This is a genomic window from Xanthomonas sp. NCPPB 1638 (assembly GCF_041475635.2).
GTDB classification, from domain to species: Bacteria; Pseudomonadota; Gammaproteobacteria; order Xanthomonadales; family Xanthomonadaceae; genus Xanthomonas; species Xanthomonas cucurbitae.
This window is the reverse complement of the sequence record NZ_CM192984.1, coordinates 2727640-2739684: the sequence shown is the minus strand read 5'-3', so window position 1 is coordinate 2739684 and position 12045 is coordinate 2727640. Positions and strand designations below refer to the sequence as shown.

The following is a 12045-nucleotide window of genomic DNA, read 5'->3' as shown; positions in this document are numbered from 1 at the left end:
GCCTGCAACAACCCGTACACGGTGCGGCGGTTCAACGACGATCCGCACGCATCCAGGACAACGGCGTCCTTCCGGTTTACCGGAGGGCGCCGTTTTTTTTTGACCATCGCATTCGAAGAGGTCCCTATGCAGCGCTCGTTCTGGCGATCCGGGCACACGCCCACGTTGTTCGCTTCCTTCCTGTATTTCGACCTGAGTTTCATGGTGTGGTATCTGCTCGGTCCGTTGCAGGTGCCGATTGCGCAATCGCTGGGCCTGGATACACAGCAGCGCGCCCTGATGGTGGCGGTGCCGATTCTGTGCGGGGCGGTGTTGCGCCTGGTGCTGGGCATGTTCGCCGATCGCATCGGCGCCAAGCGCGCCGGCATGGTCGCGCAGCTCGCGGTGATCGCTGCACTGTTCGGCGCCTGGCAACTGGGCGTGCACAGCATGGGGCAGGCGCTGCTGCTGGGTGTGCTGCTCGGTATCGCCGGTGCTTCATTTGCGGTGGCGTTGCCGCTGGCATCGCGCTGGTATCCACCCGAGCATCAGGGCACCGCGATGGGGATTGCCGGTGCAGGCAATTCCGGCACGGTGCTGGCGGCGTTGTTCGCCCCGATGCTTGCTGCCGCCTTCGGCTATCAAAACGTGTTCGGGCTGGCCTGCATCCCGTTGGTGCTCACGCTGATGGTGTTTGCGTCGATTGCCAAGGAGGCACCGACACCGGTCGCACGCAAGCAGTGGTCCGATTATGGTCGCGTGCTGGTGGGCAACCGCGACGCGTGGCGCTTCATGTTGTTCTACGCGATCACCTTCGGTGGCTTTTCCGGCTTTGCCAGTGCCTTGCCGGGGTACTTCCACGATCAGTTCGATTTCGACGCGCGTACTGCGGGCTGGGCCACTGCGGCCTGCGTGCTGGCCGGTTCGGTGATGCGCCCGTTGGGCGGCGTGATCGCCGACCGCGTGGGCGGCACGCGTGCCTTGCTGGCGGTGTATCTGCTGGTCGCTACGCTGGTAGGCATTGCCGGGTTCGGTGCCGGCGGCGCGACGATCACGCTGGCGTTGTTCGTGCTGACGTTGTTGTGCCTGGGCGCCGGCAATGGTGCGGTGTTCCAGCTGGTGCCGCAGCGCTTCGGCCAGGATATCGGGGTAATGACCGGCTTGATCGGCATGGCCGGCGGCATCGGCGGTTTTGTGCTTGCGGCCGGGTTGGGCGTGCTCAAGCAGCACACCGGCAGCTATGCGTTGGGCATGTGGTTGTTCGCGGCGTTCGCGCTTGGCGGCTGGGGATTGCTGGCGGGCGTCAAGACCCAGTGGCGCAGCGAATGGTCCACCGCCGGCGCGGCGCGCGTCTGACATGTCGACAGGAATTCAGGCAATGAAGCAACCCAGACTCGTCGTCATCGGCAATGGCATGGCCGGCATCCGCACCGTGGAGGAACTGCTCAAGCTGATGCCGGGCATGTACCACATCACCGTGTTCGGCGCCGAGCCGCATCCCAACTACAACCGCATCCTGCTGTCGCCGGTGCTGGCCGGCGAGCAGGAGTTCGACGACATCGTGTTGAACCCGTTGCAGTGGTATCGCGACAACGGCATCCATCTGCATTTGAACACCGAAGTCACCCGTATCGATCGCGTGCGCCGCCGGGTGATTGCCGCCGACGGCACCGAGGCCGAGTACGACCGCCTGCTGATCGCCACCGGCTCGGTGCCGTTCGTGCTGCCGATCCCGGGCAATGCGCTGAAGGGCGTGATCGGATATCGCGATATCCAGGACACCCGCACCATGATCGACACTGCGCGCAGCAAGCAGCATGCGGTGGTGATCGGCGGCGGCCTGCTTGGCCTGGAAGCGGCCAATGGCTTGAAGGTGCGCGGCATGGACGTGACCGTGGTGCACCTGGCCGGCTGGCTGCTGGAACGCCAGCTCGACCCGGTGGCCGGCAACCTGCTGCAACAGGCACTGCGCGCACGTGGCCTGGAATTTCGCTTGAACACCGCCACCAGCGCGCTGCTCGGCAATGCGCAGGGCGAAGTGATCGGGGCCAGATTCGCCGATGGCAGCGAAATCCCGGCCGATCTGGTGGTGATGGCCGCCGGCATCCGCCCCAACACGCGCCTTGCCGAAGAAGCCGGCATCCACTGCTCGCGCGGCATCGTGGTCAACGACAGCCTGCAGAGCTTCGACCCACGCGTGTATGCGGTGGGCGAATGCGCAAACCATCGTGGTATCGCCTACGGCTTGGTGGCGCCGTTGTTCGAGCAGGCCAAGGTGTGCGCGAACCATCTGGCGCAATTCGGCATTGGTATCTATCGCGGCTCGGTGGCGGCGACCAAGCTCAAGGTCACCGGCATCGATCTATTTTCGGCCGGCGATTTCATGGGGGGCGATGGCTGCGAGGAGATCGTGTTGTCCGATCCGGCCGGCGGCGTCTACAAGAAGCTGGTGATACGCGACGACGTGCTGGTGGGAGCCTGCCTGTATGGCGACACCAGTGATGGCGGCTGGTATTTCAAGCTGCTCAAGGACGGCACGCCGATCCAGGCGCAGCGCGATCAGTTGATCTTCGGCGAAAGCGCACTGGGCGATGCCGGCACCGGCGGCCAGGACCGCGCCAGCGCAATGGCCGACAGCGATGAAGTCTGTGGCTGCAACGGCGTGTGCAAGGGCACGATTGTCAAGGCGATCAGCGAACAGGGCCTGTTCACCGTCGATGAAGTGAAGAAGCACACCAAGGCAGCGAGTTCCTGCGGCTCGTGCACCGGGTTGGTGGAGCAGATCCTGATGAACTGCCTGGGCTCCAATTTCCAGGAAACCCCAAAGACCAAGGCGGTCTGCGCGTGTACCGACCTGAGTCACGGCGAGGTGCGCCGCGCCATCCGCGAGCACAAGCTGCTCACCCATGCGCAGGCCTACGCCTTCATGGAATGGCGCACGCCCAACGGTTGCGCGACCTGCCGGCCGGCGATCAACTACTACATGCTGTCGACGTGGCCGCATGAGGCCATCGATGATCCGCAATCGCGTTTCATCAACGAGCGCGCACACGCCAACATCCAGAAAGACGGCACCTTCTCGGTGATTCCGCAGATGAAGGGCGGGGTGACCAATGCCGGCGAGCTGCGCCGCATTGCCGATGTGGCCGACAAGTACGCGGTGCCGATGGTCAAGGTCACCGGTGGCCAGCGCATCGATCTGCTCGGGGTCAAGAAAGAAGATCTGGTGGATGTGTGGCGCGATCTGGGCATGCCGTCGGGCCATGCCTACGGCAAGTCGATCCGCACGGTGAAGACCTGCGTGGGCAGCGAGTTCTGCCGCTTCGGCACGCAGAACAGCACGCAAATGGGTATCGACCTGGAGACCATGCTGGCCAATATGTGGAGCCCGCACAAGGTGAAGCTGGCGGTGTCCGGCTGCCCGCGCAATTGCGCCGAATCCGGCATCAAGGACGTGGGCATCATCGCGGTGGACTCGGGCTGGGAGCTGCACGTGGGCGGCAACGGCGGCATCAAGACCGAGGTGGCGCGTTTCCTGGTCAAGGTGAGTACCGCCGAGGAAGTGCGCGAGTACACCGGCGCATTTTTGCAGCTGTACCGCGAGCAGGCCTATTACCTGGACCGCACGGTGCACTACATCGCACGCGTGGGCCTGGATTACATCCGTGCGCAGGTGGTGGACGACGCGGCAAACCGGCGAGCGCTGTACGAGCGCCTGCTGTTTTCGCTGGAAGGCCTGGTCGACCCGTGGAAGGCACGCATCGCCGGCGAGCGTCGCCAGGAATATCAACCGCTGCGGATCGCGGCGCCTGCGGCAACGGTGGAGGAATGAGCATGCCCAATCACGCGTGGGTGCATGTGTGTGCCTTGCAGGAGTTGCCGGCGCTGGGTGCGCGCGTGCTGGAGGTCGACGGCCTGCCGCCGATCGCCATCTTCCGCGCCGCTAGCGATCAGGTATTTGCGCTGCGCGATCGTTGCCCGCACAAGGGTGGCCCTTTATCGCAAGGGATCGTGGCCGGCGACACGGTGACCTGCCCATTGCATGGCTGGGCGATCGGCCTGCAGAGCGGGCAGGCCTGTGCACCGGACGTGGGCTGCGCCCCGCGGTATCCGGTGAAGGTGGAGGCCGGTGCGGTGTGGATCGTGTTGCAGCCGGTCCCCGAGCCCCAGGCCGTTGCCGAGCCGGCCGCATGAGCGAGGGCCTGCCGCCGCCGGCATCGGAGACCGCTGCGCACGCGTCTGCGGCATCGCCGATGCACCGCATCACGCGCTCGACCTGTTGCTACTGCGGTGTCGGCTGCGGCGTGTTGATCCACAGTGAGCACGATGCTGCCGGCGAGCGCATCGTGGGCATCGAAGGCGACCCGCAGCACCCGGCCAATCATGGCCGTCTGTGCAGCAAGGGGCTGGCGTTGCCGCAAACCACCACCAGCACGCAGGGGCGCGTGCTGGCCCCCGAGTTGCGTCGGCACCGGCAGGCGCAGCGTGCGCCGGTGAGCTGGGATCAGGCCTTGCAGCATGTCACCAGCAAACTGGCGGCCATCATCCAGGCGCATGGCCCGGATGCGGTGGCGTTCTATCTGTCCGGGCAGTTGCTCACCGAGGACTATTACGTCTTCAACAAGCTGGCCAAGGGTCTGATCGGCACCAATAACATCGACACCAATTCGCGGCTGTGCATGTCCAGCGCCGTCACCGGCTACAAGCTTGCGCTGGGCGCAGACGGCCCGCCCACCTGTTATGAAGACCTGGAGCTGGCGCAGACGGTGCTGTTTGCCGGCAGCAACATGGCTTACGCGCACCCGGTGCTGTTTCGCCGGCTGGAAGCTGCGCGTGCACGCAACCCGGAGATTCGCTGGATCGTGATCGATCCGCGCCGTACCGACACCGCGGCCATGGCCGACCTGCACCTGGCGATCGAACCGGGGACCGACGTTGCGCTCTTCAACGGCATGTTGCATCACCTGATCTGGGAGGGTCTGGTGGATGCGCGTTTCGTTGCGGGCCATACCCAGGAGTTCGATGCCCTCAAGCGGATGCTGCGCGAATACACCCCGCGCATGAGCGCCGAGATCTGCGGGATCTCGCATGAGGACTTGGTGCAGGCGGCCGAGTGGTTCGGGCGCAGCCCGGCGGCGCTGTCGCTGTATTGCATGGGCTTGAACCAGTCGGCGCACGGCACCGACAAGAACCTGGCATTGATCAATCTGCACCTGGCCACCGCGCAGATCGGCAAACCCGGTGCAGGCCCGTTTTCGTTGACCGGCCAGCCCAATGCGATGGGCGGGCGCGAGGTGGGCGGCATGGCGACGATGCTGGCGGCGCACCGCGAGATCGGCAATGCCGCGCATCGCGCGGAGGTGGAAGCGCTGTGGGGCGTGCCGGCCGGGCGCATCAGCCCCACGCCGGGCACGCCGGCCGTGGAATTGTTTGAACGCCTACGTGCCGGCACGCTGAAGGCGGTGTGGATCGTGTGCACCAATCCCGTGCACTCGATGCCGGAGGTGGCCGGCATTCGCGCGGCGCTGGAGCAGGCCGAGCTGGTGATCGTGCAGGAGGCGTTTTCCGGCACCGACACCGTGCCGTATGCCGATGTGCTGCTGCCTGCCGCCAGCTGGGGCGAAAAGGACGGCACCGTGACCAACTCCGAGCGCCGCATCACCCGCGTGCGCAAGGCGGTGGATCCACCGGGCCAGTCGCGTGCGGATTGGTGGATCGCCAACGCGGTGGCACGCCGGCTGGAGGCCAAGTTGCAACCCGGCGCCGCGGCCGGGCTGTTCGCCTTCGACACCACCGCGCAGGTCTTCGACGAACACCGCGCGTTGACGGTGGGCCGCGACCTGGACATCGGCGGGCTGGATTACGCAGTGCTGGATACCGGTCCGCAGCAATGGCCGTTTCCAGCCGGCAGCACGCAGGGGCAGGCGCGGCGTTATACCGATGGCGTCTTCGCCACTGACAATGGGCGTGCGCGCTTCCATGCCACCCCGTATCGCAAGGTGGCCGAGGCGACCTCGGCGCGCTTCCCGATGCGGCTGCTGACCGGTCGCCTGCGCGACCAGTGGCATGGCATGTCGCGCACCGGGCGGGTGGCGGCTGCGTTTGCGCACAGTCCCGAACCGTCTTTGCGCATGCATCCGGACGATGCGGCGCGGCGCGGCTTGTTGGCCGGCGAACTGGTGCAGGTGGCCAGCAAGCGTGGCGCGCTGGTGCTGCCGCTGGAACTGTCCGACGAGCTGCGCTCGGGCACCGTGTTCGCGGCGATGCACTGGAGCGGGCAGACCCTTTCCAGCGGCGGCATCAACGAAGTGAGTACGCCGGCAGTGGATGCGCGCTCGCAGCAGCCCGAGCTCAAGCACGCGGCGGTGCGGGTGGAAAAGGCGGTGTTCGGCTGGCATCTGCTGGCCGCGCGGCGCGGCGATACACTGGCGCTGCAACAGGCGCTGCAGCCGCTGCTGCGCGACTGCGGCTATGCCAGCCTGCGCCTGCATGCCGAACCCTTGCCGGAGGCCGCCGGTGAGTGGGCGGTGCTGCATGCCGCCTGTGAGCGTGCGCCCGAGGCTGGCTGGATCGATCGCCTGGTCGCCGCCTTGCAGCTGCCCGCCGGCGCCGATGTTCTGGAATACCGCGATCTGCGCCGTGGGCTGATGCGCCGCGTCGGCTGGCGAACGCAGCACGGGCTCAGTCATATCGACGGCCTGTTGCTCACTGCCGCGCAGCCCAGCGAGGCCAATCAGGCGCTGCTGAGCACCGCGTTGGCAGGCAAGCCGTGGCGCTGCGCGCGGCTGGCGGTGTTCGCACAGACGCCTGCTGTGCCCAGCGATCCGATCGTCTGCACCTGCATGAATGTCGCGGCGTCGGCGATCCATGCGGCCATCGACGACGGCGCCGATGTGGCACAGCTCAAACAACGCCTGGGCTGCGGCACCGTCTGCGGCTCCTGCGTTCCGCAACTGACCCGGCTGTGCCGCCAACCGCGGCTGGCCTGATGCGCTTCACCCCTCCACACACTGCGAGATCTCTCATGTCCGTCATCCCTTCCTGCGCGCGTGATGTGGTGTTGTTGTCTGCCGGTCCCGGCGATCTGGAACTGCTGACCATCAAGGCGGTCAAGGCGCTGGCAGTGGCGCAGGTGCTGTTGCTCGACGACCTGGCCAACCCACAGATCGTGGAACTGGCACCGCAGGCGCGCGTGATCCGCGTCGGCAAGCGCGGCGGTTGCCGCTCCACGCCGCAAGAATTCATTTGTCGGCTGATGCGGCGCTACGCGCTGCAGGGTCTGCGCGTGGTGCGCGTCAAGGGTGGCGATGCCTTGTTGTTCGGGCGGGCTGGCGAAGAGATCGGCTTCCTGCGTCGCGCCGGTGTCGGTGTGCAGGTGATTAACGGCGTCAGCGCCGCGTTCGCCGCCGCCGCCGCGCTGCAAGTCTCGTTGACCCATCGCGAGTATTGCCACGGCATCACCTTCGTCACGGCGCATACGCACGACCACGGCGAGCCGAACTGGGGGGCACTGGCCGCCAGCGGCACCACGCTGGGCATCTACATGGGCCTGCGGCGCACGGAGGCGCTGGCGGCGGCGCTGCTGGCGCATCTGCCGGCCAGTACGCCAGCCGCCATTGTGCAGGCGGCCACGCGCCCCGACCAGCAACGTCGGCTCACCACGCTGGGCGAACTGGGTGCCACCGCAGCGGCACTGCTGCCGGGCTTGCCGACTCTGCTGCTGGTAGGCGAGGCGCTCGGCGAAGCGGCGCTGGCCTGCGATGATCGCGCGCCCACCTTGCTGCAACAGGCAATGGGCTGAACCGCCACGGCGCTTCCAATCGCCTGCGGCCCCAGACCACCGGTGGTGGCGCCCTCGGCAGGGCTGTCGTCGGGGGGAGTGGGCAGCTGCAACGCGGTTACTCCAGGTCTGTCGACAGACGCCCGTGGTGCTTCAGCGCGGGCGCAGTCGTCCCGCGCTCCATCCAGAATGTCCAGGGCAAAAAAAGACACCGGTGACATAGCCGCCGAGTGCACGACTCATCCATCCGTGTGCCGATCTGCCCGTAGCTTCAGGCCAGAGATGACGCCGGTTCGGCATGCGTCATGGGCGTCTCGCCGGGGCACCGTTTCGCGCCAGCGCAACGGTGTGTTGGCCGCCCTCAGCCCCGCCAGGCTTGGTGGCGCTCGCTACGTGCGCGGCGAGGCAGCCACGCGACCGCGGTCAGGTGTGCAAGATTTGCACTGCCAGCGCAGCGGTTTTTTCCTGCATTTGCCCAGTTTCCACCGCCCAGCCTGGTTTTCCGGGTTGGCACGATTGTTGCGGTACACCGATTACCCAATGACGTACCGATGGATCAGAGGAGGCACAGTGGAAGACGGACAGAACAACACCCGTAGCCGGCGTGGTTTTGCAGCATTGGACCCGGAGAAGCGCCGCATCCTGGCCAGCAGCGGCGGCAAGGCTGCGCATGCCAGCGGCAACGCGCACGAGTTCACCAGCGACGAGGCACGCGAAGCGGGCCGCAAGGGCGGCCAGGCCGTCAGTCGCGACCGCGACCACATGTCGCGCATCGGCAGCAAAGGCGGGCGCTCCAAGCAGGCCAAGCCGCAGGAAGAATCCGCATGATCGAGGACCGGCACGCTCCTGGGCGTGCCGGTCCTCCTTAAGCCGGGGTGTCTGCTCGGCATGCGCGCACGCCACCTTGGGCGCGCATGGCCAGTTTGGGAAGTAGGCGTGCAGACAGGCGCCTCAAGGACAGCAATCGATTGCATTCATCGGCCGTGTGCATCCATGCGTAGACCTCGGACATCACCGGATGGCGTGTAACTGATTGAACTATCGTCGCCCGCCTAGTGGATAAATGTTACTGCAAACCTGCAGCATTCTTGCCATCGATTGCAGTACAAAGCTGCACCAGCGGCCGTCGAAGGCAACATCGGAGTGCATTTCCTGCACTCCGCGTACAGGCTGTACGCACCTGGCGCCGGCTGGATTTTGCGGTGGAGCACGCTGTGGGCACGTGGCACCGCAGGGCAGGGGGTAAGCCGCTGGATTGTCAGGGTGGTGCAGGGTTCCGGCGCTGCGGGCTTCTCGCACGAGTGCCGCTTGCCGGTATTGTGCTGCGTTCACCCGCACTACGGTTCGCCCATGACCATGCAACAGACCTATCCGATTGGCACTCCGGGACAGCCCTGGGAAGAAGCCGAGCGCAATGCCTGGCGCGCGCGTCAGTTCCCCCGGCGCAGTTATGCGGTGGAGGTCGAGCAGCCGATCAATGCCCTGGCCACTGGCTATGCGCGCGAGCACTACGGCAGCATCGTCTCGGCAGGCGATCGCTACCGACTGCTGGCACTGCGCAGCGCCACCTGGGATGCCGCACTGCCGTGCGCGCTGGTCACCGGCGGCGTACACGGCTACGAGACCAGCGGCGTGCAGGGAGCGCTGCAGTTCCTGCAACAATACGGTGCGGCCTATGCTGGCAGGATCAACCTGCTGGTCGCAGCATGCGTCAATCCATGGGGATACGAGCGTATCCAGCGCTGGAATGCCGAGGCGGTGGATCCGAACCGCGCATTCCGCCCGCACAGCCCTGCCGCCGAATCGGCCGCGCTGATGCAACTGGTCGCGGCCATGCCGGGCCGGATGCTGGTGCACATCGACCTGCACGAAACCACCGATAGCGACGAACACGAATTCCGTCCTGCACTGGCCGCGCGCGACGGTGTGGCGTTCGTGCCGGGCAGCATCCCTGATGGGTTCTATCTGGTGGGCGATAGCGAGGATCCGCAGCCGGGCTTCCAGCAGGCGATCATCGCGGCGGTGGCGAAGGTCACGCATATTGCCCCGCCCGATGCGCACGGTCGGATCATCGGTGCTCCGGTGGTCGATCATGGTGTCATCCACTACCCGGTGCGGCGCCTGGGCTTGTGCGCGGGGATGACCGATGCACGCTACCGCACCACCACCGAGGTCTATCCGGACAGTCCCGGCGCGACGCCCGCCCAATGCAATACAGCGCAGGTGACGGCCATCTGCGCTGCGCTGGATCATGCGTTGGCGCATCCGGGCAATTGACCTGCGCACCGAGTGCACTTGCAGGGATGGGTGCGTGCCGTGGCCGTGCTGCGGCAGTGCGTCTCTGTCGCAGGCGGACTCGCCGCCGCTAGATCGGCGTCAGGGTAGCCGCTGTTGCTCGGTGGCCTGGCGCACATAAGCAGCCACCAGGTGCGCCTCCATCGGCCTGGACAATAGATAGCCCTGCGCCTCGTCACAGCCCCAGCTGCGCAACAGCGCGATTTCGTCGGCGTGCTCCACGCCCTCGGCCACGGTGCGATACCCCAGTGCACTGGCCAGCCGCACCACCGCTTCGGCGCGCGTCTGCATGCCGGATTTTTCGGCGATGCCGGTCACCAGTGACCGGTCCAGTTTGAGCACGTTGACCGGCAGCTCGGTGAGGTAGCCGAAGTTGCTATAGCCGGTGCCGAAGTCGTCGATGGCCACGCTCACCCCGGCGTCGCGCAGGGCGCGTAGACGGGGAACCGCCTCCACATTGCTGCGTAGCCAACGGCCTTCGGTGATTTCCAACTCGATCCGCGTGGTGGGAATCGCCAGCGCGCGACAGCGGTCGATGACATCCGCCGCCAGGTTGGTGTTGCCGAAGTCGCGCGAAGACAAATTGATCGAAATCGAGAATTCCAGCCCCTGGGCGCGCCACTGCGCCAGTTGCAGTAGTGCGTTCTCGATGACCCAGTTGGTGACCGTGCACATCAGCGCGGTCTTTTCGAACAGCGGGATGAATTCATCCGGTCCGATGGGCCCCAGGCTGGCATGCTGCCAGCGCAGCAGCGCCTCGAAGCCGGTCACCGACAGATCCAGCAGGTTGATGCGTGGCTGGAACACCAGGCGGAACTCGCCAGCTTTCAAGGCATCCTCGGCATCCAGCGCCAGCCGGTAGGAGCGCTGGATGGCATCGTCGTGCGAGGCGTTGTACCAGCAGACGATGGCGTGATTGCCGATGGCATCGCCAAGTGCAACCAGGCCCTTGCGCATCACATCGTTGGTGTCTGGCTGCTGCGGAGCGAACCGCACCACGCCAGCATGGAAGGTCAGCGACATCGGTACCCCGGCGGCATCCACCGGCTTTTGCAGCATGTCGCGCAGATCCAGTAGCAGGTCTTCCATCTCGTCGGGTGCGGAATTGAGCAGGAAGAACGCAAACCGCATCGAGGCAACGTGATACACCGTCGCCTTGCCACGCAATGCGCGGGTCAGTACGTAGCTGGCATGCCGGATCAATTCTTCCAGCGGTTGCATGCCCAGCACCTGGCGCGCTTCATTGGCGGCCTGCGCGTCGTAAACCTCGATGAAGGCGGCGATGGTCGCTACGTGCTGGTTGCCCATGGCCAGCGCATCCAGGTCCGATTGCAACTGGCGCGCATTGAACAGCCCGCTATGCGGTTCGCGGCGGCCCGCGCCGAACTGCAGTTCGAGCTGTGCGGCGGCGACGTTGGCGAACATGCGCAGCTGCTGATGTTCCTGGCTGGCCAGGCGGCGCTCGCGCGTGTCGATGACGCACAGCGTGCCGCAGATACCGGTTTGCGGTGCGCCAACCGGCACACAGGCGATGAACCGGGCAGGCAATCCGGGAAATGCCGCGTCGCCGAGTTGAATCGATGCCAGGGCATCGTGCTCCACCCGTTCGACAACGCCGCTGGCCGAGCTTGCTGCCGGCGGACATAGCGCAATGGCCTGTTCGACGTGATCCGGATCCACGCCGCGCGCGGCCAGCACGCGCATGCGCCCCCCCTCGGTAATGGTGAGCGCGGCGGCCGGCGCCACCAGGGCGTGACACAGCAGGCGCGCAATCTGCTCCAGTGGCTCCATGCCACCCAGGTCGATCGGCACACCCGACCAGTCGGACTGGCGTTCCTGCATGTTGTTTCCTGGAGAGGACGTCATGTCGTCAGGTTCCGTGTCGCAGATCACGCGCTGCACGCCTACTAGAAACATACGCAGGTCGTCGTGAGGTGACAAGCCGTTACTGGGGTGGCCCCCGCAGGATAATCGCCACACCGGCCTTCTTC

The 12045-nt window shown here is 66.0% G+C and carries 8 protein-coding genes; 7 read left to right on the top strand and 1 reads right to left on the bottom strand.

From position 1 onward, the window contains the following. Positions 1-165: 165 nt before the first annotated feature. The 7 genes from ACCQ13_RS11720 to ACCQ13_RS11690 all read left to right on the top strand — a co-directional run bounded on the left by ACCQ13_RS11720 (position 166) and on the right by ACCQ13_RS11690 (position 10036). Positions 166-1335, top strand: a complete 1170-nt coding sequence (locus tag ACCQ13_RS11720) for a nitrate/nitrite transporter (protein ID WP_211293003.1) — start codon at positions 166-168, stop codon at positions 1333-1335. A gap of 58 nt (positions 1336-1393) precedes the next feature. Next, positions 1394-3811, top strand: coding sequence for a nitrite reductase large subunit NirB (nirB, locus tag ACCQ13_RS11715; protein WP_249027643.1), 2418 nt, complete (start codon positions 1394-1396; stop codon positions 3809-3811). Further along, positions 3808-4173, top strand: coding sequence for a nitrite reductase small subunit NirD (nirD, locus tag ACCQ13_RS11710; RefSeq protein ID WP_274391956.1), 366 nt, complete (start codon positions 3808-3810; stop codon positions 4171-4173). Before nirB ends, nirD begins: the two co-directional genes overlap by 4 nt. A gap of 59 nt (positions 4174-4232) precedes the next feature. Further along, positions 4233-6968 (top strand): nitrate reductase, encoded by a 2736-nt coding sequence (locus ACCQ13_RS11705; RefSeq protein ID WP_492012032.1) that lies wholly within the window; start codon positions 4233-4235, stop codon positions 6966-6968. 65 nt (positions 6969-7033) lie between these two features. Next, on the top strand, positions 7034-7780 hold the full coding sequence (gene cobA / locus ACCQ13_RS11700; RefSeq protein WP_211293002.1) for a uroporphyrinogen-III C-methyltransferase: 747 nt from the start codon (positions 7034-7036) through the stop codon (positions 7778-7780). A gap of 549 nt (positions 7781-8329) precedes the next feature. Further along, entirely contained in the window at positions 8330-8587 is a 258-nt protein-coding gene (locus ACCQ13_RS11695; protein ID WP_104603666.1) for a KGG domain-containing protein, read from the top strand. A gap of 522 nt (positions 8588-9109) precedes the next feature. Further along, positions 9110-10036: a M14 family metallopeptidase gene (locus ACCQ13_RS11690; RefSeq protein WP_274391954.1), complete on the top strand. Its 927-nt coding sequence runs from the start codon at positions 9110-9112 to the stop codon at positions 10034-10036. 99 nt (positions 10037-10135) lie between these two features. On the opposite strand, the gene ACCQ13_RS11685 is transcribed toward ACCQ13_RS11690, so the two are convergent. Further along, on the bottom strand, positions 10136-11947 hold the full coding sequence (locus ACCQ13_RS11685; RefSeq protein WP_274392108.1) for an EAL domain-containing protein: 1812 nt from the start codon (positions 11945-11947) through the stop codon (positions 10136-10138). Positions 11948-12045 lie beyond the last annotated feature (98 nt).